Annotated in this window: 17 protein-coding genes; 1 reads left to right on the forward strand and 16 read right to left on the reverse strand. The window is 73.3% G+C overall.

Annotated elements, in window-relative coordinates:
• Positions 1 to 42: 42 nt before the first annotated feature.
• The 6 genes from OG520_RS26675 to OG520_RS26700 form a co-directional block, all read right to left on the reverse strand.
• A complete protein-coding gene (locus tag OG520_RS26675; protein ID WP_406014884.1) occupies positions 43 to 1,239 on the reverse strand; it encodes a serine hydrolase domain-containing protein in 1,197 nt (398 codons plus the stop codon).
• Positions 1,236 to 2,795, reverse strand: coding sequence for an alpha/beta hydrolase (locus OG520_RS26680; RefSeq protein WP_406014885.1), 1,560 nt, complete (start codon positions 2,793 to 2,795; stop codon positions 1,236 to 1,238). Before OG520_RS26680 ends, OG520_RS26675 begins: the two co-directional genes overlap by 4 nt.
• A 112-nt stretch (positions 2,796 to 2,907) precedes the next feature.
• Positions 2,908 to 3,870, reverse strand: coding sequence for an ATP-binding cassette domain-containing protein (locus OG520_RS26685; protein WP_406014886.1), 963 nt, complete (start codon positions 3,868 to 3,870; stop codon positions 2,908 to 2,910).
• The gene (locus OG520_RS26690) at positions 3,867 to 6,680 is read right to left on the reverse strand and encodes an FtsX-like permease family protein (protein ID WP_406014887.1); all 2,814 of its coding nucleotides are present in this window, start codon (positions 6,678 to 6,680) and stop codon (positions 3,867 to 3,869) included. Before OG520_RS26690 ends, OG520_RS26685 begins: the two co-directional genes overlap by 4 nt.
• A gap of 1 nt (position 6,681) precedes the next feature.
• Positions 6,682 to 9,984, reverse strand: a complete 3,303-nt coding sequence (locus OG520_RS26695; RefSeq protein WP_406014888.1) for an FtsX-like permease family protein — start codon at positions 9,982 to 9,984, stop codon at positions 6,682 to 6,684.
• A 169-nt stretch (positions 9,985 to 10,153) separates the two neighbouring features.
• Positions 10,154 to 10,558 carry a globin gene (locus OG520_RS26700; protein WP_266419070.1) on the reverse strand — a complete coding sequence of 135 codons (405 nt, stop codon included), beginning with the start codon at positions 10,556 to 10,558 and terminating at the stop codon, positions 10,154 to 10,156.
• A gap of 113 nt (positions 10,559 to 10,671) precedes the next feature.
• On the opposite strand from OG520_RS26700, the gene OG520_RS26705 reads away from it, so the two are divergent.
• Entirely contained in the window at positions 10,672 to 11,652 is a 981-nt protein-coding gene (locus OG520_RS26705) for a methyltransferase domain-containing protein (RefSeq protein WP_406014889.1), read from the forward strand.
• A 6-nt stretch (positions 11,653 to 11,658) separates the two neighbouring features.
• Here the strand turns inward: OG520_RS26705 and OG520_RS26710 are convergent, their stop codons facing one another.
• The 10 genes from OG520_RS26710 to OG520_RS26755 form a co-directional block, all read right to left on the reverse strand.
• The gene (locus OG520_RS26710; protein ID WP_406014890.1) at positions 11,659 to 12,927 is read right to left on the reverse strand and encodes an FHA domain-containing protein; all 1,269 of its coding nucleotides are present in this window, start codon (positions 12,925 to 12,927) and stop codon (positions 11,659 to 11,661) included.
• 133 nt (positions 12,928 to 13,060) lie between these two features.
• The gene (locus tag OG520_RS26715; protein WP_406014891.1) at positions 13,061 to 14,419 is read right to left on the reverse strand and encodes a vWA domain-containing protein; all 1,359 of its coding nucleotides are present in this window, start codon (positions 14,417 to 14,419) and stop codon (positions 13,061 to 13,063) included.
• Positions 14,420 to 14,541: 122 nt separating this feature from the next.
• The gene (locus OG520_RS26720; RefSeq protein WP_406014892.1) at positions 14,542 to 15,942 is read right to left on the reverse strand and encodes a protein phosphatase 2C domain-containing protein; all 1,401 of its coding nucleotides are present in this window, start codon (positions 15,940 to 15,942) and stop codon (positions 14,542 to 14,544) included.
• A gap of 2 nt (positions 15,943 to 15,944) precedes the next feature.
• Positions 15,945 to 18,767: a tetratricopeptide repeat protein gene (locus OG520_RS26725; RefSeq protein WP_406014893.1), complete on the reverse strand. Its 2,823-nt coding sequence runs from the start codon at positions 18,765 to 18,767 to the stop codon at positions 15,945 to 15,947.
• A 61-nt stretch (positions 18,768 to 18,828) separates the two neighbouring features.
• Positions 18,829 to 20,154 (reverse strand): hypothetical protein, encoded by a 1,326-nt coding sequence (locus tag OG520_RS26730; protein ID WP_399329490.1) that lies wholly within the window; start codon positions 20,152 to 20,154, stop codon positions 18,829 to 18,831.
• Between the two features lie 104 nt (positions 20,155 to 20,258).
• Positions 20,259 to 21,302, reverse strand: coding sequence for a glutamate ABC transporter substrate-binding protein (locus tag OG520_RS26735; protein WP_406014894.1), 1,044 nt, complete (start codon positions 21,300 to 21,302; stop codon positions 20,259 to 20,261).
• 11 nt (positions 21,303 to 21,313) lie between these two features.
• Positions 21,314 to 22,708, reverse strand: a complete 1,395-nt coding sequence (locus OG520_RS26740; RefSeq protein WP_406014895.1) for a hypothetical protein — start codon at positions 22,706 to 22,708, stop codon at positions 21,314 to 21,316.
• 313 nt (positions 22,709 to 23,021) lie between these two features.
• Complete coding sequence (locus tag OG520_RS26745; protein ID WP_399329487.1) at positions 23,022 to 23,996, reverse strand: N-acetylglucosamine kinase; 975 nt, start codon at positions 23,994 to 23,996, stop codon at positions 23,022 to 23,024.
• Positions 23,987 to 25,252, reverse strand: coding sequence for a 6-phospho-beta-glucosidase (locus tag OG520_RS26750; protein WP_406014896.1), 1,266 nt, complete (start codon positions 25,250 to 25,252; stop codon positions 23,987 to 23,989). Before OG520_RS26750 ends, OG520_RS26745 begins: the two co-directional genes overlap by 10 nt.
• A gap of 3 nt (positions 25,253 to 25,255) precedes the next feature.
• Positions 25,256 to 26,158 carry a carbohydrate ABC transporter permease gene (locus OG520_RS26755; protein ID WP_329838480.1) on the reverse strand — a complete coding sequence of 301 codons (903 nt, stop codon included), beginning with the start codon at positions 26,156 to 26,158 and terminating at the stop codon, positions 25,256 to 25,258.
• Between the last annotated feature and the right edge of the window lies 1 nt (position 26,159).

The raw sequence follows: 26,159 nt of genomic DNA on the forward strand, positions 1-26,159 counted from the left end.
GCCCGACGACAGGACCCGTCCGGACGGACCGACTGACAGGACCTAACCGGTCAGGGCCCTGTCCACCAGCCGGAGCGCGGCCAGGTCCTGGGCGTCCTGTGCCGGATCGCCCATCCGCAGGGTGAACGTGGCGCTGGTCGCGGCCCGCGCGCCGTCCGGCGTCACCCCGCTCTCGGAGACGATCCCCAGATGGGTTCCGCCGTGGAACCAGATCCCGCCGCTGCTCCCCGCCACCGGGCGCCAGGCGATGCCCAGTCCGTAACGCACCCCCGGCGCCGGACTCCAGTCCTCTGCCACGACCGTCTCCTTCATCGCGGCCAGCTGGGCCGGGCGCAGCAGCCGGCCGCTCATCAGGGCGCGCAGGAAGACACCGTGGTCATGGGTGGTGCTGATGACGGAGCCGTCCGCCCCGCCGCCGGACGTCAGCGTCGTGTCGGTCGGCCGGGCGCAGCCGGGGAACCAGGTGTACGAGGTGGCCGTGGGGCGGGGGACGTACGGCGAGGTTCCCGGTGTGACCGTGTGGCGCAGGCCCAGGGGTTCGATGATCCGGTCGTGGATCTCCTGCGCCCAGGGGTTGCCGGTCACCTGCTCGATGATCAGGCCCGCCACCACGTAGTTGGTGTTGGAGTATCCCCAGCGCCGTTCCCCGGTGGGTTGTCCGGGGTCCGGCACCCACAGGGGCGGCCGGCCCAGAGCCGCCTTCAGCTGGTCCTCGGGGGCCGTGGTGCGGAACCGCGACCGGCGGTAGCCGTCCGGGGTGAACGCATCGGCCGAGTCCGGTGCGACGGCGAGATAGTCGTTCAGCCCGCTGGTCTGGCGCAGCAGATCGGCGACCGTGATCCTGCGGCCGTCGTTTCCGTTGCCCCGCACGGCACCGGGCAGCCACCGCTCGACGGTGTCCGTGAGCGCGAGCCGCCCCTCACCCGCCAGTTGGAGGGCGAGCGTGGCCGTGAAGGTCTTGGTGTCGCTGCCGATCCGGTAGTAGGCGTCCCAGGGGACCGGGTGGTGCGGGGCCCGCAGGCCGGCGGATCCGGCACGGGCCGTCGTCCGGCCGTGGGCGCTCTGCACCTCGGCCAGTACGCCGGTGGCGCCGGTGGCCAGGATCGCGTCCGCATCCCTCTGGAGACGGCCGCGGAGGCCGGGGGCGCGGTGGGGTGCGGCGGCCGTCGCCGCGGTTCCGGACGCTCCGGTGAGCAGGGCGGCCGCCGTGGCCGCCAGGCCCGTACGTCTGCTGATCACCGGTCCTCCCCGGTGCGGGGACAGGTCAGGTCGGCGCCGGGCAGTGTGCCGTCGCGCAGATAGTCGTCGACGGCTTCGTCGGCGCAGGGTACGGGGGTGAGGCCGTCGAGTCCGCGCCCGTACACCCCGTGCGAGCGGATGTCCGCCGTCACCAGCCGTGAACCGGTCAGCCGGTGGTGCAGAGCCAGCGCCCCTTCGTAGGGGACGTTGTTGTCCCGCCGGGCCTGGAGCATCAGTACGGGTACGTCGTTGCCGATCACCGTGGCGGGTTCACGGGATGTGCTCGTCCAGAACGCGCACGGGGCCATCATGCTGTTGACGAGCGGGCCGAAGACGGGCTGGGTGGCGCGGCTGCGCTCCATGTTCTTCCAGTACGTCTCCGGGTTCTTCGGCCAGCCACCGGCCGGCCAGCCGTTGTCGCCGCACATGAAGAGGGCCCCGCCCAGCATGCTGTCCGCCAGCTCGGGCGACGCGAGCAGTTCGAGCATGGCGGCGAGCTCCGGACCGGGCTCGACCGGCCTGCCCGCGGCGGCATCGGTCAGGTCGCGCACCGTACCGGCGAGCGCCGGGTCGTACTCCTCGTGCTGGATGAGCTGCCGCAGCACCAGCCGCAGCAACGGCGCGTCGAGCCGGACGCCGGAGACGGTGACCGGGCGCTGCTCGGCCCCGTCGAGCAACCGCTGGACATTCGACCGCACTTGGGCGGGCGTCCTGCCGAGCCGGTACGTGCCGTCGTGCCGTGCGGTCCATCCGGCCCAGGCGTCCAGCGCCTCTTCCAGCGGCCTGCCGGCCCGCTGGAAGAGTTCGTACTGGGTGGCCGTCGGGTCGGTCGAGGAGTCGATGACGATGCGGTCGGCGCGGCGGGGGAACATCTGGGTGTAGACGGCGCCCAGATCGGCACCGTACGAGACGCCGTAGTACGACAGTCTGCGCTCGCCCAGCGCCGCGCGGATCGCATCCATGTCGCGGGCGACGTTCCTGGACGTGGCGTGCGGGAGGAGCCGTGCGTTGTCCCCGTGCTCCTCGCAGCGGCGTGCGGTGTCGCGGGCGGACCGTACCGACCGCTCGAAGTCCTCGCGGCGGGTCGTGGCCGGGCCGGGCGCGGGCGTCGGGGCGGCGGGGTCGCAGGCGATGGGGGTGGACTCGCCGAGGAAGCGGGGATCGAAGCCGATCAGGTCGTAGCGGTCCGCGACGTCCTTCAACGCGGGCCGCAGGTAGAGGGTGTTGGCGAGACCGGTGCCGCCCGGACCGCCCGGATCGGACAGCAGGACGCCCCGCCGCTTCCCGTGCTTCGCGCCGGCCTTGATGCGGGAGATCGCGATCTCGACCGTCGGGCCGCCGGGGTCGGAGTAGTCGAGGGGAACGGTCACCTTCGCGCACTGTGCGCCCGCCTCGTTCAGCTCCTGCTGCTGCGGCGAACAGGGGCCCCAGACGAGCCGCTGGTGGGCGGGTGCGGCGGGTGCGGCGGGTGCGGCGGGGGTGGCCGACGCGGGCACACCGCCCGCGAGTAAGCCGGTCAGGCCGAGACCGGCGGTGAGCAGTGGGGCGACGCGCATCGTGCTCCTCGGATCAGGTGGATGACTCCCGCACGACGCTAGGGGCGTACGCGGTGCGAGAACATCGGGCCACCCGGCCGAAGCGACCTGGGGCCAGCACCACCAACACCCGTCACGGGCGCGACTGGTCGTCCGGCCAGACCCCGATGTGGTCGTGCTCCAGCTCCAGCATCACCCGGTGCTCCATGCCGAGCGCCTCCGTGTAGTCGGCGGGCAGTTGCAGCCGGCCCGCCCGGTCGAGCATCGCGTACTCCCGGGCCACCTGGGACTCCAGGCCCGTCGCGGCGTCGACCTCGGTGCGGCGCAGCACCTCGGAGGAGGTACGGCCGTCGCGGATGGCGACCGTGCGGCGGACCTCGTCGGCCACCGCCTGGTCGTGCGTGACGATCACGATCGTGGTGCCGAGCTCCTCGTTGGCGCGGCGGAACGCCGCGAAGACCTGCTCGCCGGTGGCCGAGTCGAGCTCGCCGGTCGGTTCGTCGGCGAGCAGCACCGACGGGTTGTTGGCGAGCGCGACCGCTATCGCCACCCGCTGCTGCTGGCCGCCGGAGAGCTGCTGCGGGCGCCGGTCGCGGCAGTCCGCGACCTCCAGGATCCGGAGCAGTTCTTCGGCGCGGGCGGCCCGTTCGGCACCCCGGACCCGGCCCCGGCCGCGCAGCTGCATCGGCAGGGTGACGTTCTGGATGGCGGTGAGGTACGGGAGCAGATTGCGGGCGGTCTGCTGCCAGACGAACCCGACGACGTCCCGCCGGTAGCGGAGCCGTTCCTTCGGCCCCATCGACAGCAGATCGCAGCCCGCCACCTTCGCCGAACCGGCCGTCGGCACATCGAGGCCCGCCAGGATGTTCATCAGGGTCGACTTGCCACTGCCCGACGCGCCGACCAGGGCCATCAACTCGCCCTCGGTGACCAGGAGATCGAGGCCCTGGAGGGCCTGCACCTCCACCCCGTCCGCCGAGAAGATGCGGACCAGCCGGTCGCAGGCGATCAGCGCGTCGTGCCCGTACGAGGGCCGGTCGCGGCGCGTCGCGGCGCGCTGTTCGAGCTCGGCGAGCGTGGTGTCGGGCGACGTCATCGGGGGTCTCCTGACCTGAGTTCGTTGATCGGTCCGCGGCGGCCGGCCCACCAGGCCTGGACGGTGGCCACCGCGGCGGTGAGGACGACCACGCCGAGCGCCGGGAGCGTCAGCGACCACGGATCGGCCCGCAGCGGAGCGGCGTCGAGTGCGGTGGAGCCGGGCCCGGCGGAGAGCGCCAGGTCCAGCAGATCGACGCCCGGCGCCAGCAGGGCGATCGTCGCCCAGCCGACGAGCACCCCGCCGAAGGCCGCCAGCAGGGCCTGCGGCAGCGATTCGAGGCCGAGCAGCCGCCTGCCCTGCCGGGAGGTGAGGCCCATGGTCCGCAGCCGGGACAGCAGGGCCGTGCGTTCCGGGGCGGTCCGCAGCAGCGACAGCAGCACGGCGATCAGGGCGTAGCCCGCGCCGGCCGCGATCGCCGCCGCGTAGATCGCCCAGGCACCCCGCTGCAGGGGGGTGTCGACGAACGTCGCGCGCTCCTGGGAGCGCAGCCGGACGGAGAAGCCCTCGCCCGCGTGCCGTGCCGCCGCCCGCAGCGCCTTCGCGTCCGGGGAGCCGCCGGTGACCAGCAGGGCGGTGGTCTGCTTGCGGGTCAGCGACGCGGCGTCGACGATCAGGAAGTCGCTGTCGGGGACGGCGGCGGTGCGCGGGACGACGCCGGCCACCCGCACCGTGAGGTCCCCGGCCGGCGTGGACAGCTCGCGCGGCCGGTCGCCGAGCTCCGCGGCGACGGACGGCGACGCGATCACGGGCAGCACCGCGTCCTTCGACGGGGCGGCCCCCTTCGCCGCCGCGCCGCCCGCGGCCCTCAACCGGTCGGCGGGGAACGGGCCGAGGCCCGTCGACCGGGCCAGCCGGGCGTACGCCGCCGGGTCGACCCCCAGCACGGTGGCGCTCTTCATGCGGCCGTTCCCGTCCTGGTCGGCGGGCAGCGGCACGCCGGACACGACCTGGACCGCCGCCACCTCCCGTACGCCGTCCGCCGCCCGGACCTCACGGATCAGCCGCTCCGGCAGTGGCACGGCGTCGAGCACGCCGCTGATCCGGGCGTCCGCGCCGACCGTGTGCAGGGCCGCCCGGTCCCGCGCGTCCGCGACGCCCGCGAGCACCGAGCCGCCGAACGCCGCCGTGGTCAGCGCGAGCAGCAGCGCCAGCAGCGGCAGCGCGCCGCCTGCCGATCCCCGCCCGGCGCGGGCCAGCGACAGGAAGCCGACCGCACCGCGCCGCCGGGCGACGGCGCGCGAGGCGAGACGCAGCGGCAGCGGAAGGAGCCGTACCAGGACCAGGGCGGCGATCAGCCCGACGAGTACGGGGGCGGCGCTGACCAGCAGGTCGCTGCCGCCGTCGCCGCCCGTGCCGCGTCGGCGCAGGCCGACGACCGCGCCGACGGCCAGCACCAGCAGGGTGAGTTCGGCGACCGTGCGCCGCCGGGACGGGCGGGCGTCCATCAGGTCGTCGCGGGCCCCGGGCAGTCGCGGCCTGCGGTGCGGCAGCACCGAACCCAGCGGCAGGGCGACGCAGACCAGCGCGGCGACGGCGGCCGGCCCGACGACGGAGGGCCACAGCCGGGCCCGGTCGAAGACCGCCACGGCGATCAGCAGACCCAGTGCCGCCGCGGGCACCGCGATCACCACCGTCTCGGCGAACAGCCGGCCGCCGATGCCGCGCAGCGATCCGCCGCGCGCACGCAGCAGCGCCAGTTCGGCGCGGCGCCGCCCGCCGATCAGCCCGGCGATCATCAGCAGCACGACGCCGGCGACGGCCCCGATGCCCACCGCGGCGACCGTGACGACCGGGCCGATCGCCGTACGCAGGGTGTCGTACCCGGTGAGAATCTTGTCCAGATCGGTGGTGAAGGTGGCGTTGTCGCCGGCCACCGCGCGCATCCTGACCAGCCCGGGACCGCCCTCCAGCGAGGCGATCGACGAGCGCAGCCCCGTTACGTCGGAGGCGGTGAGGCCGGAGGCGTCCGGCGCGAACCGCCAGAACATCTCCGGCTCGCCCGTCGTGGCGAGCAGCGCGGGCGCGGCGTCCGGCGGCAGCAGCACGGCCGCGGTCCAGTAGTTGCGCGGGGGGTACAGATTCGGTTCGGGGACCAGTGCCGGGGTCCGCAGCAGCGGCTGGGCCGACCAGTAGGCCGTCCGGGGGTGCTTCGGGGCGACGATGCCGGTGATCCGGACGGTCAGCCGCTTCCCGTCCTGGGTCGGTACGGTGACGGCCGCGCCGGGCTTCGCCCGCAGCGCCTTCGCCGTCTCCTCGGTGACCGCGCCCTCCACCTCGGGCGTGTTCTCGGTGACCTCGCCGCGGACGGCGGGCCATTTCCCGGCCCGCAGGATGGCGTGGCCCGGGAGGTCCGACAAGGTGGAGTAGCTCAGCTGGGGGTCGACGAGGTCCGGCCGCGGCAGCCAGCGGTCCTGCGCGGCGATCGGCTTGCCGGTGCGGAAGCCGTACGCGGAATCGGCTGTGCCGGGCAGCACCGCGGCGGGCAGCACGGACCGCACCTGGTGATGGACGGACGCCAGCGCCGCCTCACGCACGGCCGCCTCGCGCTCGTCCGGAGGGCTCTGGAGTTCGGGCTGCGGATTGTTCAGCTCCAGCACACTGTGCCGGGGGTCCGCGGCGGCGATGTCGTGGCGCAGTCCCTCGTTCGCGTGCTGCTCGACGGCGCGCGGGAAGGCGGCGGCGAGGCACGAGGTCAGCAGTACGAGCAGGCCCAGCGCCCAGGCCGTGCCGGGAGCGGTGCGCAGCCGGGTACGGACCCAGGGCGCACCGGCGGGGGCGCCGCCGTCTCGAACGGAACGCGGAGTCATGTCAGTTGTCCCCCTGGACACGCAGCGAGGCCGCGGGGTCGGCGCCGCGCAGAGCGAGGGATACGACGATCACCAGCGGCAGCGCGGCCACGCCTGCGAGCAGCGCCGCGATCTGCCCGGCCGGCAATTGCACCAGCACCCCGGGCACCGGCGCGGTGGCCTGTCCGGTCAGTACGACGAGCGGTACGACGGCGCGGTTCAGCACCGCCCCGAGCACGGTCCCGACCAGCAGCGCGATGGCGATCAGCACGCCCTGCTCGACGGCGATCATCCTGGTCAGCCGTCGGCGCGGGGTGCCCAGCGCCCGCAGCACGGCGAACTCGGCGGCCCGTTCCCGCTGCGCGCCGACCGCGCTCACCGCGAAGCCGACCGCCGCCAGGGCCGCGGCGACCACCGCCACCGCGGGCAGCGCGGACTGCGGCCCGGCGCCCAGCGGATCGCCGACCAGCTCCCGCGCGATCTCGTCCCGCACCAGGACCTGGGCCGGCTCGGTGTCGGGCTGCGCGCGCAGCGCGGCGGCGGCCTTCGCGGTCTGTCCGGGGGCGGTGCTCAGCCACCACTCGTTGGCGGTGAGCACGGCGCCGGGGCGTTGCGCGAAGACCTGGCCGACGGCCCTGAAGTCGAGCAGCAGGGCCCCGCCGTCACGGTCCTTGACGCGCCCGGGAGCGGAGTCGTCCGCGCCGGTGCCGGTGGTCGGCAGCCGGCGCACCACGTCCACGATCCTCACCCGGACCGTCTCGCCGGCCAGCGTGACATCGACACTCTGTCCCTTCTTCGCTCCGGCGGCCTTCAGATACGCGTCGGTGACGACGGCCTTCGGCATCGGCGCCTCCGGGCGGGGCGCGGTGACCCGTACGGAGAAGGAGGGCGTGTAATCCCACATGTTCGGGGCGGAGCCGGTGTCGTACCCGAAGGCCAGCGGGCTCTTCGCGGAGGCCGTCGCGTCCACCGCTTCGCCGGGCTGCGCCTCGGCACCGGATCCGGTGGCGGTCATCTCGGCGTGCCAGCCGAACCCCTCGGGGACCGGGACCGGTCGCTCGGTGCCGTCGGCCGTCACGGTCCGCAGGCCGCTGACGTCGAGCCGGTGCGATTCTCCCGGGCCGGTCGGCCGGTTGCCGTTCAGCTCGAAGCCGGTTACGGCAAGGTCACCCGCGGCCGCCACCGCGAAGGTGACCGGATGCGCCTTGCCGTCCACGGGGACGGCTCCGGCCGGCACCCGGTAGGGCAGGCCGTAGCGGTCCTCCAGCAGCACGGCCAGGACCGGATCGTCGCCCTTCCCCGCGTGCGCCCCGGCCGTCGTGATCCGTACGTCGAACCGGAGCCGCTCGCTGTTCCCCGGCAGCGCCAGCCCGGCCCGCGCGGTCCTCGGCGGATCGAGCGGGTCGAACAGCCGCTCGCGCGGCCGGTCGCCGAGGTCGTCGCGGATCAGCATCCGCTCGGTGGCGTGCGCGGTGTCCAGGGCGAGGACCGCGGCGGTGCGGTCGCCCGAGAGTTCCGTGGTCGCGCGGAACGCGGGCGCGGCGTCCCGTACCCCCGGCAGCCGCGCGTACCGGCCCGACTTCGCCGGATCGTCGTCGGCACCGGTCAGCACGCGCACCGACGCACCGGCCCTGAAGTCCGCCTGGTCGCCCTGCGAACGGTCCCAGGACGCGCGCTGCCCGATGGCCAGCATGCCCATCGCCACCGCGAGGACCAGCAGCAGCACGGGCCCCGCATTGCGCAGCGGGCGCCGGCTGAACTGCCAGCCGGACAGCGCCGCGATCAGCCCCCGGCCGCCCGCCGCACCACGCTCCGCGAGCCGGGCCGCGGGCGGCAGCAGCCGCAGCGTCAGTACGGTGCCCGCCAGCAGCAGCAGCGCGGGAGCCGCGACCAGCAGCGGATCGACGCCGAGCCGGCCCTGCCGGTCCCCGCTCAGCGCACCGCCGCCGACATCCGTGGCCCGGCGGTCGAGTTGCCAGTACGCCACCGCCGCGATCACCAGCAGGCCGAGGTCGGCACCGGCCCGCAGCGGCGCGGGCAGCGATGCGGCACGGCCGCCCCGACGCTCCCCGGCACCCGCCGCCAGCGCGGGCGCCACGACGGCCAGCGCGCAGGCGAAGGCGGTGACCACGGCGACCAGCCAGACGGTGGCGGTGGCGCCGCCGTCGAGCCGCAGCCCGATCCGGGACAGCGCGCCGCGCCCCGCGAGCAGCCGGGTCAGCGGCCCGGCGAGCAGCGGGGCGACGAGCGCGGCGGGCAGCGCGAGCAGCAGCGCCTCGATCGCGGCGAGTGCCGTGATACGGCCGCGCGATCCGCCCCGGGCGCGCAGCACACGGGTCTCCCCGTCGCGCTCGCTGCTCAGCAGCCGGGCCACCAGCAGCAGCGCGTAACCCGCGAGCAGCACCAGCTGGACGGCCACGATCATCAGCGTCGAGCGGGAGACCAGCAGCGCCCGGTCGATCTGCTCCAGCACCCGGGGGAGCGAAGTCCGCGCGGTGGCCCCGCTCTTGAACTCGGGGGCCGAGGTCACCGTCTTCGGCGCAGCCGTGGCGGCGCTGTGCAGCGAGTCGATGCGGCCCGTGGTGACCGTGCGGAAATCGGCGGCGGCCAGCCAGGACATCGTCCCGGAACTGACCCGTCCGGAACCGGTCGTGCCGGGGGCGGTGAGCAGCGGACCGTAGGTCGTGAAGGCGAGTTTGCGGATGCCGCGCCCGCCCAGCTCGTCCAGCTGCCAGTACGGATCGGCCGGGTCGGACACCTCGTACACGCCCGTGACCAGGACATGCAGCGGCTTGTCGGTCAGCCGGTCGGTGACGGTGATCCGCGCACCGGGCTTCAGCTTCAGCGCCTCGGCGGCCGTCCGCGGCAGGGCGACCTGGACGGGATCGCCGGACTTCCCGCCGCCCGACGCCGGCATGCGGCCCGCGGCGATCCGGACCCGGCTGCGGTCGAGCGAGGCGAAGTGGGTGAGATCGGGCTCGCCGCCCCGGGCCCGGGGGGCCCGCAGATCGCGCGGCAGCGCGTACGCCCCCGAGGTCTCCAGCGTCCGGACGGTCACCGGAAGGCCGTCGAAGGCCTCACGGGCCGCTCTGCGGGCGATCACGTCGGCCGCGTCCCGCTGCGCGGGCGCCACCTGCGCGGACATCACGAGGGAGGCGGCGGCAGCCGAACGGTGGGTGAGGGCGTGGCGGAGCGCCGCGTCGCCGACGGAGCCGGAGAAGGCGGTGAGTGCGGCCAGCACCGATGTGGTCAGCAGCACGGCGAGGACGGCCGCGGAGAGCAGGAGCCGATGGGCCCGCACCCGGAGAAAGACGAACCCCGTCACTCACGCCCCCCTGGGCCCTCAGCACACACACGCCCCCCGGCGTTGTATGGATGCTTTCAAGCCGCAGGGGTTCTTGGAAACCGCTTGCGTACGTACTTGATGCGATTGTGATCGTTTATCGGTGATGGAAGACCGAATTCCGCGCCGACGGCGGCGGACGGGTGGGGGTTCAGCCCTGGGTGTTCACCATCGAGGCCGCGGCGTAGGTCAGGTAGTCCCACAACTGCCGCTCGTGCTCCGGCGCGAGCCCGAGCTCGTCGAGGGCCACCCGCATATGGCTCAGCCAGGCGTCGTGCGCCGCCCGGTCCACCCGGAACGGGACGTGCCGCATCCGCAGCCGGGGGTGTCCCCGCTGCTCGCCGTAGGTACGGGGCCCGCCCCAGTACTGGATCAGGAACAGCCTGAACCGCTCCTCGGCCGGGCCCAGATCCTCCTCCGGGTACATCGGCCGGAGCAGCGGGTCATCGGCGACCCCCTGGTAGAAGCGGTGCACCAGGCGCCGGAAGGTCTCCTCGCCGCCGACCTGCTCGTAGAAGGTCTGCTCCTGCAGCGTGTCGCGCGGAATCTCTGTCACCCGTCCATCGTCGCAGACGCACCGGCCGAGGACCCGGGTCCTAGGACTACCCGACGGTCCCTCGCCCGCCCGGCTTCCTGGCCCCCGGGCCCCCGGCGCAGGAAGGTGGAGACATGGACGCGCACACCGACCGGTTCGCCGCGGCCGCCGCCGAGGAGCGGTGGGCGATGGTGCGGGGCATCGTGGCCGGCGGGGCGCTGGGCGATCCCGGCTGGCGGGCCGCCTTCGAGGAGGTGCCGCGGCATCTGTTCGTGCCCTACTACTTCGTGGCCGGCGGCTACGACCGCCTGTGGTGCGAGGACCCCGACCCGGACCGGCGGGCCCGGTGGCTGCGCGGGGCGTACGAGGACGGGCCGCTGGCCACCCGGATCCGGGACGGCGAACTGATCTCGTCGAGCAGCCAGCCGTCGCTGATGGCCCGGATGCTGGAAGAGCTGGACGTACGGGAGGGGCAGCGGGTCCTGGAGATCGGCGCGGGCAGCGGCTACAACGCGGCGCTGCTCGCCCACCGGCTCGGCGACGACGCCGTGACCACCGTCGACCTCGACCCGGAGATCACCGAGTCGGCCCGCCGGCACCTGGCCGCGGCCGGGTACCACCCCGCGGTGATCACCGGGGACGGGACACGGGGCTGGCCCCGGCGCGGCCCGTACGACAGGATCATCGCGACCTGCACCCTGCCGTGCGTACCGTGGCCCTGGCTGGAGCAGTGCGTACCGGGCGCCCGGATACTGGCCCCGTTCGCCACCGGACTGATCGCGCTGCGGGTACGGGAAGGGGCGCACGGGAAGTACGCCGAGGGCCGGTTCCTGCACACGGCCGCCTACTTCGTACCGCTGCGCGGCACACCGGCGCAGACCGCACGGCGCCCGCACACCGGCTCGGTGCCGAGGCGCATCAGTGAGAACGATCTCTTCCGGTTCATGCTGGCGCTGACCGGGGGCTCCCTCGATCCGCGCGAGGCCCACTCCCTCTGGCAGCGCGAGAAGCGCCCCGAGCGGGAGAGATTCGGCATCACGGTCACGGACGGGCGGCAGTGGGCCTGGCTGGACGACCCCGAGGGACCGTACGCCTGGCCACTGCCCACCGTGTGACGCGGATCAGCCCCGGCGGATCGTGATCGTCGTCCACGCCCCGACATGCACCCGGTCACCGTCCTGGAGCGGGACGGGGACATAGGGCTGGATCGGGTCCTCGGCGCCGTTGAGCGTGGTGCCGTTGGTGGAGTTCTGGTCGACCACGGCCCAGCTGCCGTCGGGCTGCTGCACCAGCACCGCGTGCTGGTGCGAGACGCCCGGGTCCTCCGGCGGCACGGACAGATCGATGTCGGGGGACTCGCCGGTGCTCTGCCTGCGGCGACCGATGGTGATCTGGTTGCCGGACAGCGGAAGCTGCTGTTCCGGGGAGTACGCGGGCAGGTTCAGCCCGGTCGCCTCGGGACCGCTGCGCTGCATCATCGCCAGGAAGTACTCACGGTCCGGGGCGATGACCGCGGTCCAGCTCGCGGGCGGCTGGTTCTGGCCCTGCCCCGGGAACGGCGGCTGCTCCTGTTGCGGCGGGCCCGGCTGCTGCTGCGGGGCCTGGGTACGCGACGGCGGCGACAGCATCCAGTCGTCGTCGCTCTGCGGCCCCTGCGCTCCCTGCGGCCCCTGCGGCGGGGCGGGCGGCTGCGGAGCCGGTGGACCGGGCTGCTCGAACACGGGCGGCGCCGACTGCCGCTGGAACGGCGGCGGTGCGGACTGCTGCTGGAACGGCGAGGGCGGCGGGGACTGCTGCTGGAACGGCGAGGGCGGCGCGGACTGCTGCTGGAAGGAGGGCGGAGGCGGCGGAACCTGCTGCTGGAACGGCGGCGGGGGCGACTGCGGGCCGGGGGCCGGGTGCGACTGCGGGCCCGGACCGGGCGCCGGGGGACCCGGGCGGTTTCCCTGTTCGGAGGAGAGCGGCTCGGCCGGGCGGTTCATCTGCGAGGGCCGCGAGCCCTGGTACTCGAACGGATCGCGCTGCTGCGGCGGAGCCGGCGGCTGCTGCGCCTGGAAGCCGGGCGGCAGGTTGAGTCCGGGCGGCGGGCCGGGAACGCCGTGGGCCGGGGCCAGCGGCGTGTACGACGTCGCGGTGTTCGTGAGGAAGTTCCAGCGGCACTCCTCGCAGAACGGCGCCATCGCCTCGCGGGGCGTCCGGCACTGCGGGCAGAGCTCCGCCTGCTGGGTCGCGTCGGATCCCGGGCCCGGCGGGTAGCCGTAACCGGGAGCGGGCGGCGGAGGCGGCGGGGGGACCGCACCCGCAGGCGCGCCCGCGCCGGTCATGCGATGGCCGCAGACCTCGCACCAGTCATCGGAACCCGACTGGTGTCCGTTCGGGCAGGTCGGCATGTCGGCGCTTCCCCCTCTCCTGGGCCGGCCCCGGGGCCGGCGATTTTTCTTGCTCTTCGCCTCCCGGTGGATCGCTCCCGGCCGGGCGGCTCGACTGTGTGGCTCTGTGGTTACTTGCTGTACGGCTCTGTGTTCACTTCTTGACGCGAACGGTCTTGGTCGAGCGCGTTTCGAGCGTCATCTCGTCGGCGTCCGCGACCTTGGCCTTCAGCCGCACAGTACCGGTCGCCGCGTCCACGACGTCCACCACCTTCGAAAGCAGTTTCGCAGTGTCCTCGTTCCCGGACGCCGACGCCAGCTGCACCGCGCGGCCCAGTTTCGCGGTCGCGCCGTCGAAGTCTCCCGACTTGCGGGCATCGAGCCCCTGCTGGATGACTTGTGCCAGTTCCGCCTGGCCGGTGTAGTGCGCGACCTGCGGATTGATCGAGGTGGACGCCACCATGTCCTCGGTCCACACGGCCCGGACCAGGCCCTGCGAAAGCGTCTGCGGAGCCCCGCCCGCGGGGTCGGGGAGGACCAGCGAGACCCGGGACGCCAGCATCTCCTGCCCGATCCCGGCCTGCGGCACCTGCACGCACACGTGGTAGTCGCGGGACTCGTCGCCCCAGGAGCCCGTGGGGTAGTCCCCGGCGCGGGGGCCCGCCTCGGTGCGCCGGCCGGTCAGGTCGACGACCGTCGGTGCGACCTGTTTCACAAACTTGATCTCGACCCCGACGGGCGTCCAGAGCCGCAGCGCGACATCCGCGACCTCCTTGCCCATCGCGTTCTCCATCATCTGCGTGAAGTCGGTGGCCAGCCCCGAGGGGTCGGCGACGATGTCGGCCGTGCCGAGCAGCGCGGAGGCGATGGCTGTGACCTCTTTCACCTCCCAGTCGGTGCCGACACCGCGGGCATCACAGGTGAAGCGGCCCGCGCAGGATTCGAGCGCGGCCCGCAGGTCCTCCGGCGCCTCGTGCTCGTTGCGGCCGTCGGTGAGCAGGATGCCGTGCCGGATGTTCACATCGGCCGCGCCGAGCAGCCGGTCGGCCAGCCGCAGCCAGGTGCCGATCGCCGTACCGCCACCGGCGCTGAGCGCGCGCAGGGCCTCCTTCGCCTGGGCCTTGGTCCGCGAGTCGGCGATGGCGAGCCTGCCGTTGCCGGGGTAGACCTCCTTGGCGACGTGCGTACCGCCGACGACGGCGAACGAGGTGCCGTCGCGCAGGGTGTCGATGGCCGCGGCCGTCGCGTCGCGGGCGTTGCGCATCTTCGTCGGCGGATAGTCCATCGAGCCCGAGCAGTCGACCATGATCACCACAGCGGCGCCCGGCGCCTGCCCGGGAACGCGCGGGGGCGGCACGGCCGCACCGGACAGCGGGACGCCGCCGGTGGTGCCGCCCCCGGTCGAGGTGACCGTGACGATCGCGTTGACCTCGCGACCGCCTTCCGGCAGGCACTCGTTCTGGTACACCTCGACGGAGAACTGCGGCACGTTCGACTTGGAGAAGTTGGCCATCTGGTCGGCTCCTTGGGGCTCCAGGTGTCGGATGAAGACAGCTGTGAGCGAAGAAAAACGGGCGAAGGCGGCGGTGGCGGGCTGGGCGGTCGGAACTGGAACCAAGCGTTACGGAACGGGACTCACGTGGTACCGCAGGCCGATCCTGCCCCCTGAGGCTCCACGGCGAACGGCAGCAGAGCCACTGTTACGTTGTCGTGGCCCCCACCGTCGAGCGCGTGACCCACCAGCACCTGGGCGCCGTGCAGCGGCCGTTGATGCGCGTCGGCCGGCACCGCCGCGGCCATCTCGGCCGCCGACTCCGCGTAGTTCCACAGGCCGTCCGTGCAGACGACCACGAGACCGGACCGGTCCGGTTTGAAGGACGCGGTGTGCGGTTCCAGCTCGTACGCGTCGGCGCCGAGCCATCCCGTGATGGCGTGGGCGCGCTCGTCCGCGTACGCCTCGGCCTCGTTCATCAGGCCCGCCGCCACCATCTGCGCGGCCCAGGAGTCGTCCTCGGTCAGCCGGGCGGGCGGGTTGGCGCGGTCGTCGGGCACCCAGTAGACGCGGCTGTCGCCGACCCAGCCGACGACCAGCAGGTCGCCCGCCATGATCGAGCCGACCAGGGTGCACGCCGGGGCGTTCTGGTGGCGGTGCCGGTCGTGCTCCATGGCCCGGCCGGGCTCCTGCGCCAGCACGTTGACCGCCTCGGCGGCCACGAGGATCGCCTCGTGCATCGCCTGCTGCGGATGGGTGCCGCGCGGCAGCGACTCCAGAAGCGCCTCGTTGGCCGCGCTCGCGGCGGCCGCCGACGCCTCGTCGGGGCGGCTGGCGGAGGAGACGCCGTCGCAGACGATCGCGACGACGGCCGGCGAACCGTCGGGCAGGGCGGTGGTCGACACCGCGAACGAGTCCTCGTTGCGGTGATGGCGCAGCCCCCGGTCGCTGACGGCGGCCACCGAACCGAGCTCCTGCTCCATGTGGTCGCGCTCGCGCGGCTGGGCGTGACCGCAGTTCTCGCAGTAGCCGTCGATGTCGACACTGCCGGCCCGGCAGGCCACACACAGTCTGGTGCCGGCCGACGGCGTGGCCGCCACCGGTTCCGCGGCGGGGGTACGGGGGTCGGGCGCGGGCGCCGGGACATCGGCGGACGGCGTACCGGCGGACGGCGTACCGGCCGGCGCGGGCGCGGCCAGCTCGAAGTCGCCCGAGCCGCCCGGTCCGGCCGATTCAGGCGGCCCGTCCGATTCAGCGGGCCCGTCCGGTCCGTCCGATCCAGCCGGTCCGTCCGATCCAGCCGGTCCGTCCGATCCAGCCGGTCCGTCCGATTCGGCCCGCCGGTCGAAGCGGACCTCCGCCGCGCGGCCCGCCGCACCGTTCTCCGCCGGTGCGGCCATGGCGATCGTCGGGTGGTCCTGCGGAGCGGGGGGCACGGCCGACAGGTCGTACCCGCACGCACCGCAGAACAGGTCCCCCGGCTCCAGCGGCTCCTCGCAGCCGGGGCACTTCGACAGGGCCGTCTCCTGGGGCTTCTGCGACATTTTCACACCCACGTCCGGGGGCGGAAACGGTTGGCCCGCTCCACCAGTTCGATCCTCTCATCGCCTGGCTCCGCAAGCCTGGCGAGCATCCGGTACGAACGCTCGAGCCCGAAGCGCAGGCCCCGCTCGTCCAGCTCACTGCCGAGCAGCGTTCTCGGCCCGGTCGTCCCGGCAGGCGCGGGCGACTGGGCCGAGGGCCGGGCCGTGGGGCTACCGGAGAGTACCCAGTCGAGCGCCGTACCCAGCACCTCGGTCGACAACTGCTCCCGGCGCACCGCGTCCAGCCCGAAACCGGCCAGCCCCGAGACCTGGGCCGAGGCGGCCATCAGATCGACGATCAGCGGCTCGTCCGGGGCCCGCTCACGCAGCCGGGCACGTACCGCGGCGACCCGTGCCGCGGTGTAGTGGATCGACGCCTCCGGCACCGACTCCAGCGCCCCGACGGCCCCGGCCCGGTCCCCGGCTGCCATCTGCACCCGGGCCAGCCCGAAGGCGGCGCTGACGAAGCTCGGGTCGGTCGTCCACACCAGCCGGTAGTACTCGGCGGCGTTGTCCAGCTGGCCCAGGACCTCCGCGCAGATCCCGAGCGCCAGCTTGGGCGCCGGCTCGCCGGGGAACGCGTCGTACACCGCGTCGAAGGAGAGTGCCGCGTTCTCGTTGTCACCGGTCACCAGCGAGGTGATGCCGCGGTACCAGACGACCCGCCAGTCGTCCGGGTACTGGCCCTCCAGCGCCGTCAGGGTCTGGCCCGCGGCGCCCAGCTCGTTCATCTCCAGGCGGGCCCGCAGCTCACGCAGCCGGGTCTCCAGCGAGGCCACCGGCACGGCGCCCAGCGCGGTGATCAGCTCGGACGGGGCGGTGGTCATCAGCCCGGCGAGGAACCCCGCGTTGGGGTCGCTCGCGTCGACCCGGGGCACGGGCAGCGCGAGCGAGGTGGACCGCACGTCCAGCCTGACCAGCCGGGGGCCCTCCGGGACGGGTGCCCCCGACGGCGCGCCGGGGGCACCGGCCGGGACCCGGGGGGCCGGGATCACGGCCTGCGTCTGCGCGTACGCGAGGACCTCGCCGCTCCGGCCCGGCGCGCCGCCGGGGCGGACGTGGGTGGGCGGAGCGGTCAGCGGACCGGCCCCCGGCGCGACGTACCCGGGAGCGGGCGGGGCCCCCGCGGGCAGCGCTCCCGACACAGGCGCGGCGGCCGTCACCGGCGTCATGGCCGGGGCGGAGCCCCTCGCCGCGCCGCGCCGCCGCCCGAACCGGACGGACGGAGCCGGAGCGGCTGCGCGGGCCCCCAGCCGCGACACATCGTCCATCAGCTCGGGGAACAACTGCGTGTCCGTGACCCGTACTTCCGTGCCGAACAGCGTCGACAGCGCCGGGCGCGGCCGTCCCGTCTGCAGCGACACCACCTCACGCAGCACACCCGTCAGCTGCTCGGCCATCTCCGCCGCCGAGGCGAACCGCCGCGCCGGATCCGGGTCGGTGGCCCGCACCAGCAGCCGGTAGAACGACTCGTAGGTCCGGAACACCTCGATGTTGTCCGGGTCCGGCAGCGAGTCGACGAAGACGTTGGTGTAGCCCTGGAAGTCGAAGGTGAGCACCGCGAGCGTCCGCGCGACCGTGTACAGATCGGAGGCGACCGACGGGCCGACCTCCGCGACCTCCGGCGCCTGATACCCCACCGTGCCGTAGATGGCCGACTCGTCGTCGTCCATCCTGCGGACGGCGCCCATGTCGATCAGCTTCAGCTGGTCCTCGGTCTGGATCGCGTTGTCGACCTTGAAGTCGCAGTACAGCAGGTTGCGGCTGTGCAGATGGCCGAGCGCCTCCAGCGCCTCGATGCCGTACGCGCAGGCCTGCTCGACCGGCAGCGGATCCCGCTTCCCGGCGGCGGTGCGCCGCTCGTTGGCGATGTCCTTGAGCGCCTTGCCGCCGACGTACTCCATCACGATGTAGCCGTCGAGCGAGCCGGTGCGCTGGTCGAGATGCTCGACGAAGTTGTAGATCCGGACGATGTTGGAGTGCTCGATCTCGGCGAGGAAGCGGCGCTCGGATATGGCGGCCGCCATGGCGTCCTGGTCGCCGGTGTCGAGCAGGCCCTTGAGGACCACCCAGCGGTCGGAGACCGCGCGGTCGACCGCGAGATAGACCCAGCCGAGCCCGCCGTGCGCCAGACAGCCCGCGACCTCGTACTGGCCGTGCACGATGTCGCCCCCGTGGAGCTTGGGCACGAACGAGTAGGGGTGACCGCACTTGGTGCAGAACCCCTCCGTGCGGCCCACCCGTTCACCGCGGGACCGGCCGACCGGGGCCCCGCAGTCGGAACGCGAACAGAATCGCTTCCGCTCCGGCACCTCCGGGTTCTCCATCACCGCCGAGCGTGGGTCGGGACGCGGTACGTCCGGCACCTGCACCAGGCCCACACCCAGCCTGCCCCGGGCGGAGGCGCCCGAGGACGAACCCGAGGAACGCACCGAGACCGAGGGGGAGGTGGCGGCGCCGGACAGCGAACGCGAGAGCCGCCCCGACACCGAACGCCGCGAGGTCGACGAACGGGACGAGGCCCGCGAGGACGCCCGGGACGAGGACCGCGAACTGCTGTTGCTGCCCCGACTGCCCCTGCTGCCCCGGCTGTTCGCGCCGCCGCCCGCGATCCCGGTCGGCGGCGAGCTCACCATTCCATCCCCAAGTTCTCGGCTGTGCTCGAACAGGGGAGGCCCCACTGGCGACACGACCGGAGCCAGACCGCAGGTGTCGCAGTACAGCTCACCGCCGCCCATGTCCTCGTAACTGCCCTCGCACGCGGGGCGCTGGCACTGCGTACTCATGGTCGGTCCCCCTGATCGCCCCGCCGCCGCAGCGGCCCTTCCACCTTGCGTACCCCTGTGATCATCGCCGGTCCTCCGGCCCCGGTGCCCGGCGCTGGGACAGCAGTTCGGCCGCCGCCTCCTGGTAGCGCAGCACCGCCTGTCCGGCGACCCGCAGATCGCACGGCGCGCTCCACAGCATCCGGCGCGCCGCGTCGTACCGCTCGATCAGCAGCGGGTCCTCGGCCAGACCGTGCCGGGCGACCTTCGCCTTGTACGCGTCGAGCCTGCCGCGCAGCTCCGCCCGTACCGCCAGCGGGGCCGTGACCGCGGTCAACGACTCGCGGGCCCGCAGCAATTCCTCCTCGGCCTCCCGCTCCAGCGTCTCCAGGAGCGGGGACAGCCGGTGCCACTGGGCATGCCTGCGGTACTCCGAAGCGGCGGCCAGCCGCTCCTGGAGTACGGTCGCCGGGCCGCTGACCGCGGGCACCTCGGAGGCCGCGATCTTCGCCAGCACCTCGCCGCGCGCCGACCGGGCCTCGGTCAGGGTGCGGTCCGCGCGGGAGAGCACGTCGCGCAGCTGGACCAGGCGCTGCTCGGCGTCCTGCCGGACCGCGAGCACCGCCTCGATCTCGCGGCGCACATCGTCCAGGGCGCGGGCCGCCCGGTCGTAGCGCGCCGTGTCGGGACGGCCGCCTCCGGGCGCCGAACTGCCCGGTCCCGGCAGCCAGAACGCCAGCGGATCGGAGATCACCTGCACCCGGAGCGTGGTCAGTTCGTGGGTGATCGCCTCCAGGTCGTCGCCCGCCGGGTGCTCACCGGGCCGCACCCCCACGGAGTGCGCCAGCGAACGGGTGCGGTGCAGCTCGGCGGCGAGCAGATCTATCCGGGCGGGCAACGCGGACCATACGGAGTCGGAGGCGACGACCATGTCCAGCGAGCGGGCGTACAGCTCGTTCATCCGGGCGACCAGCTCCTCCAGCGTGAACCGCTCGGAGAGCCTGGCGGGACCGGAGATCGACGGATCGGGGCGCGCCGCGGCGTGCGCCACGGTGACTCCCTGGCCGCGCAGCAGCTCGGTGAGGGCCACCAGATCGTCCCGGTTGGGATAGCGGCGCCGGGCCCGCACCGCACGCGCCTGGGCGAGCGCCCCCGCGTAGGCGTCGAAATACCCCCACAGCAGCGTGATCGCCTGATCGGTCGAGGCCCAGCGTTCCTTGGTGACACCGGTCAGATCGGCGCCCTCCAGGAGCCGGCGGCCCGCGTGGTCCTGGAGGGCGAGGAGCGAGGTCTCGATCGCCTCGTGCTCCGCGCCGAGCCGGGCCAGCGCACGGTCCGCCTCGTCCCGGTCCATGACCGGGACGGGGGGCCCGGCCGCATGGCCGGGAAAGGGGCCCGCGACGCCCATCGATCACCTCTCCGCTCTTCCTGCCGGGACGGGGCCCGGCAGGATCAGTGCCACTGTCTCTCCGGCCGGGTCCGCTCCGTCGCGTCCACCCGGCCGGCCCGGTGTCAGTTGCTCCGGTACTTGGGGGCCGGCGGCCCCGCTATCCCCGGCAGACCGTCCTGCAGCCAGTCCCGGTACGACTGCATCCAGCGGCTGTCCTTGCCGCCACTGCGGTAGTCGACCAGTACCTGGTTGACCCGGGCCACCAGATCGTTCGCGCCGCGCTTCGTCGCGACGCCGTAGTACTCGGTGGTGAACGGCTTGTCGCCCTTGAGCTCGACCGCCGGGTCCTGGGCGGCCTGGCCGGCCGCCAGCGCGTTGTCCGTGACCACGGCGTCGGCCTCGCCCAGTTGCAGCCGCACCAGGCAGTCCAGCTGGTTGGGGACGGTGAGCTGGTTCTCGTCCTTGTCGGTGCCGTCGTGCGGATCCTCGAAGACCGCCCCGAACGACTGCTTCTTCAGCGCGTCGTAGGCGGTCGAGCCGTTGGCGGTGCACACCCGCTTGCCGGCCAGGGACTTGTCGTACCCGGTGATCGTCGATTCCTTCGGCGCGAGGACCTGCTGCCCGGCCTGGAAGTAGGCGGTGGAGAACGAGACCTTCTGCAGCTGCTTGCAGTTGATCGTCATCGTGCGCACGACGACGTCGACCGTGCCGTTCGCCAGGAGCTCGGCCCGCTTGTTGGTGGGAATCGCCCGGAAGATGACCGCGTTCCGATCGTTCAGGATGTTCTCGGCGATGGCCCGCACCAGATCGATGTCGAAGCCTTCGATCCTGCCGCTCTCCGGGTTGCGGTACCCCCAGCTGAAGCTGTTCTGGTCGATGCCCGCGATCAGCTTTCCGCGCGCCTTGATCTTCTCGATGCTCGGACCGCTGTCGGACCGCGGTGGAAGGCTCGCCTCCGGGTCCGTGCACTCGTCGGCCCTGGTCTGGACCGCCTGTGCGGCACCCTGGCCCGCGACGGCCCCGCGGAACGCCTCGGCGCCGCCGTGGGAGAGCGGCAGCAGGGTGAGCGAGGCCGTCACCGCGCAGGCCGCGGCCATGGCCGTCACCCCGCCCCAGCCGCGCAGCCTCACCCGGGCGGACCACGCGCCCGCGCGCTTCCTGGTCATCGCTACCCCTCTCACCGGTACTCCGAGAGCCTGCGGTTGACCCCGACGATCGCGGCCACGGCCCCCAGCGCGGCCAGCGCCGCGGCCCCGGCCGGCAGACCCCACAGCGCCCCGCGCCCGTCCTCCGCGGCCCGGGTGAACTCGTCCTGCTCATGGGCGAGCGCCTGCTCCAGGGCCTTGTCCACCCGTTCGAAGGACTCGCCCGTGGAGTCCTTCGCCCCGATGATCTGCGTCCGCGCGCCCTCGTAGTCGCCGCTGTCGTCGGCCGTGCGGGCGGTCCGGTGACGGCCCTGCCACTCGGAGACGGCATCGACGGCCTTTGCCACCGGTCGGCTCCCCCCGTCGTCGTCACCGGCGAGCTGCCCGGCTCTCCTCAGCTCTTCACCGAGGGCCTTCATGCCCGTGTTGTAGTCGGTCTCGTACTTGTCGTGCTTGCCGTCCGGGGTGAGCACCGCGCCACGGGCGACCAGCGTGAGGTTCTCATTGGCGCGCGCCTTCAGCGAATCGATCCGCGCGTGGTTGAGCACATCGAGGGACTGCTGCCCGTTCATATCGGCGGCATGCAGCTCGGACCGCGCCACCGTGTGCCCCACGGCCAGCCACAGCAGCACCACGGTGGACGCCGCGGTCGCGACGAGCAGCCCGTGGTTGAACACCCGGTTAGTCCGGCGGTAGTTGCGCCGCTGCGCCCAGCACAGCGCGGCCAGCGTCACGACACCGAGCCCGAACGAGAAGAACGGCCAGGTCCTGGCCGAATCGCTGTCCTCGCCGAGCCGGCCGGTCTCCGCCGCGTACAGCCGCTCGGCGGCCGGCAGCAGCACATTGCTCATCTTCTGGTTGGCGTACCGGAGATAGGCCCCGCCCAGCGGCAGGCCCTGCCGGTTGTTGGCGCGGGCCCGCTCGATCAGGCCCGTGTAGCGGGGGAGTTCCACGTTGAGCGTGGTGATCTCCTGCCCGGACTCCGTCGACGCGTCCGTGTTGGCGGCGGCCCTCACCAGCAGGCGGGACGCCTCCTTGATGTCCTTTTCGTACTGGGCGTGGACATCGGCCGGCTCCTGCGCCCCGGCCAGGAAGCCGCTCGCCGCGGCGGTGTCGGCATCCGCCAGCGAGCGGTAGACGGCCGCCGCGTCGGCGCTCAGCGGCTGGCTGCGGCCCACCACGTCGTCGGCGGCGGACGCCCGGTCGGCGATCTCGAAGGCCGTCACGGCCCCGAACGCCACGACGAGCAGGGCCAGCACGGCCCCGATGATCTGGAGCCTGCCCGGCTCGGTGGTGGCCGCGGCCCGCACCTTGTCGGCCGTCACGGACAGCGCACCGCGCTGCGGCGGAGCGGGTACGGTCGCGGGCACGGGCGGCTGTGCCCGCTCGTGTTCCGGCGCCGTGCGCACATTCGGCGGGTATGTCACTCGACCTCCCCCTCGGTCACTGACGGTGGCCCGACCCCGGCCGATCGGGGACTGGTGCCCGGCCATGAAGTATGGCCGCAGGGACCGACATCCACACCAGGAACGTCTGGATCGTGCATCGGCCCATGGATGCGATCACACGCATTCGATCAAGGCCTGCGCCGCCGATCAAGCCGATCGGCGGACCAGTACCCGGTGCGGGCCGATCTCCCCACTCATGAACACGTCCGGGACAACTGAACGGTTCCCGTGCGCAAGGGGCGTCCCGCGGCGCGAGAACGCCGCGGAACGCCCCTTGGCCGGGAACGACCTGTCAGCTGTACTGTGCGCGCAGCCTCTCGTGGACCGCGGCGGGCGCGCCCGTGCGGTCCAGGCCGAGCAGCGCGGCTCCCAGCACCGGCGGTTCCGCCACCACCCGCAGCACCGCCTTCGGGGCGCGTACCGCGAGGAGTTCGGTGATCTTCGCGTCCAACTGCGGGTGGCGGGCCGCCAGCACGCTGCCGCCCAGCACCACCGGCGCCTCCTCGCCCAGCAGGTCCAGCCTGCCCAGCGCGACCGACGCCATCGCGACGACCTCCTCCGCCAGCCGGTCCACCAGCGCGCCCGCCACCGGGTCCCCGGCCGCCGCGGTCGCGAAGAGCACCGGAGCCAGCTCGTGCCGGCGCTCGAACTCGATCCGGCCCAGATGCAGCGCCTCGATCAGCGCGTACATCGAGCCGAGCCCGAAGTGCGCGGGCAGGGTGCGGGCCAGCTCGGTCGGTTCACCGCGGCCGTCCTCCGCCCGCGAGGCGAACCACATGGCCTCCTCGGCCAGCCCGGCGCCGCCGCCCCAGTCACCGGACATCCGGCCTATGGCGGGGAACCGCGCGGTCCGCCCGTCCGGCACCATGCCGACACAGTTGATCCCCGCACCGCAGACCACGGCCACACCGCGCGGCTCGTCCACCCCCGCGCGCAGTATCGCGAAGGTGTCGTTGCGCACCTCGACCGTGCGGCCCCACTCCCTGCGGACCAGGGCCTCGGTCAACTGGGTCTCCTCCACCGGGAGATCGACGTTGGCCAGGCACGCCGACACATGCTCCACGCCGTCGACGGGCCGCTCCGAGCCGGCCAGGGCCTGTGCGAGCAACGGGGCCAGGACGTCCAGCGCGGCCTCCACGCCGACGACCGGCGGCTGGAAACCACCGCCCCGGGCCGTCGACAGCACCGTCCCGTCCGCACCGATCAGCGCCACGTCGGTCTTGCTGTTCCCCGCGTCGATCGCGAGGACCAAAGCGTTCACGCCCACGCCAGGTGCTCCCGGTTGTGCGCGATCAGCTTGTCGGTGAGCGCCTCGGCGTACTCGAACTGGCCGATCAACGGGTGCGCGAGCAGCGCCTTGAACACCCGGTCCCGTCCGCCGCGCAGCGCGGCCTCCAGGGCGAGGTCCTCGTACGCCGTCACGTTGGCGATCAGACCGGCGTACAGCGGGTCCAGCCCGGGAACGGCGAGCGGCGTGGCGCCCGTGCCGTCGACCCGGGCCTGCACCTCGATCACCGCGTCGTCCGGCAGGAACGGCAGCGTTCCCCTGTTGTAGGTGTTGACCACCTGCACCGGGGAGCCGCCCGAGCCGAGCAGCGAGGACGCCAGGTCCACGGCCGCCTCCGAGTAGAAGGCGCCGCCGCGCTTGGCGAGCAGCGCGGGCTTCTCGTCCAGCGCCGGATCGCCGTACATGGCGAGGAGTTCCTTCTCCATCGCGGCGACCTCGGCCGCGCGGGACGGCTTGGTGCCGAGCTCCCGCACGACCGCGTCGTGCGCGTAGAAGTAGCGCAGGTAGTACGAGGGGACGACGCCGAGACGGTCGGTGATGGCCCGGGGCATGCGCAGGTCGTCCGCGATCGCGTCGCCGTGCTCGGCGAGCAGCTTCGGCAGGACGTTCTCGCCGTCCGGGCCGCCGAGACGCACCCCGAGCTCCCAGGTCAGGTGGTTGAGCCCGACATGGTCGAGGTGGACCTCGGCCGGGGTGACGTCGAGCAGCCGGGCGAACTTCCGCTGGAAGCCGATCGCCACGTTGCACAGGCCGACGGCCTTGTGCCCGGCCTGGAGCAGCGCCCGGGTCACGATGCCCACCGGGTTGGTGAAGTCGATGATCCAGGCGTCCGGGTTGGTCCGGCGGACCCGCTCGGCGATGTCCAGGACGACCGGCACGGTGCGCATTGCCTTGGCGAGACCACCGGCGCCGGTGGTCTCCTGGCCGATGCAGCCGCACTCCAGCGGCCAGGTCTCGTCCTTGTTGCGGGCGGCCTGGCCGCCGACGCGCAGCTGCAGCAGGACGGCGTCGGCGTCGGCGACGCCCGCGTCGAGGTCCGAGGTGGTGACGATCCGCCCCGGGTGGCCCTGCTTGGCGAAGATCCGCCGGGCGAGGCCGCCGACGAGCTCCAGGCGGTCGGCCGCCGGGTCGACGAGCACCAGCTCCTCGATGGGCAGCGTGTCCCGCAGCCGGGCGAAGCCGTCGATCAGTTCAGGTGTGTAGGTGGACCCGCCACCAACTACTGCCAGCTTCATAGGTCAGCCCTTTACTCCGGTCAGTGTGACGCCCTCGACGAACGCCTTCTGGGCGAAGAAGAAGACGAGGATCACGGGGGCCATGACCAGTACGGTCGCGGCCATGGTCAGGTTCCAGTCGGTGTGGTGTGCGCTCTTGAAGGACTCCAGGCCGTAGCTGAGCGTCCAGGCGGCCGGGTTCTCCGAGGCGTAGATCTGCGGGCCGAAGTAGTCGTTCCAGGCGTAGAAGAACTGGAAGAGGGCCACGGCGGCGATGCCCGGCTTGGCCATCGGCACGACGACCTTGAGCAGGGTGCGCAGCTCGCCGCAGCCGTCGACCTTCGCCGCGTCGAGGTACTCGTTCGGGATGGTCAGCAGGAACTGCCGCAGCAGGAAGATGGAGAACGCGTCGCCGAAGGCCATCGGGATGATCAGCGGCCAGAGCGTGCCGGACAGGTCCAGCTGCTTCGCCCAGAACAGATACATCGGGATGACGACGACCTGCGGCGGCAGCATCATCATCGAGATGACCAGCATCAGCGACAGATGCCGGCCGCGGAAGCGGAACTTGGCGAGCGCGTACGCCACGGGCAGCGAGGAGACGACCGTGAGGACGGTGCCGAGCCCCGCGTACAGCAGGGTGTTCTTCCACCAGGTCAGAAAGCCGTCGGTGTCGAACACCCGCTGGTAGTTGCTCCACTCGAAGGGGTGCGGCCACAGATCGCGGGTCAGCGCCTGCTGGCCGTTCATCAGCGAGGTGAGCACCAGGAAGACGAACGGCAGCACGAAGAAGAGCGCGGCGGCGACCCCGAGCGAGTGCACGGCGATCCAGTTCAGCAGCGACTTGCGGCGCGCCCTGCGTTCGGCCGGGGTGACCGGGCCGGTCGCGGGGTCGGCTTCCTTGACGGCGTCGAGTACCTGCGCCACG

The sequence above is a fragment of the Streptomyces sp. NBC_00984 genome, from assembly GCF_045162475.1.
In the GTDB taxonomy this organism is placed as follows: Bacteria; Actinomycetota; Actinomycetes; order Streptomycetales; family Streptomycetaceae; genus Streptomyces.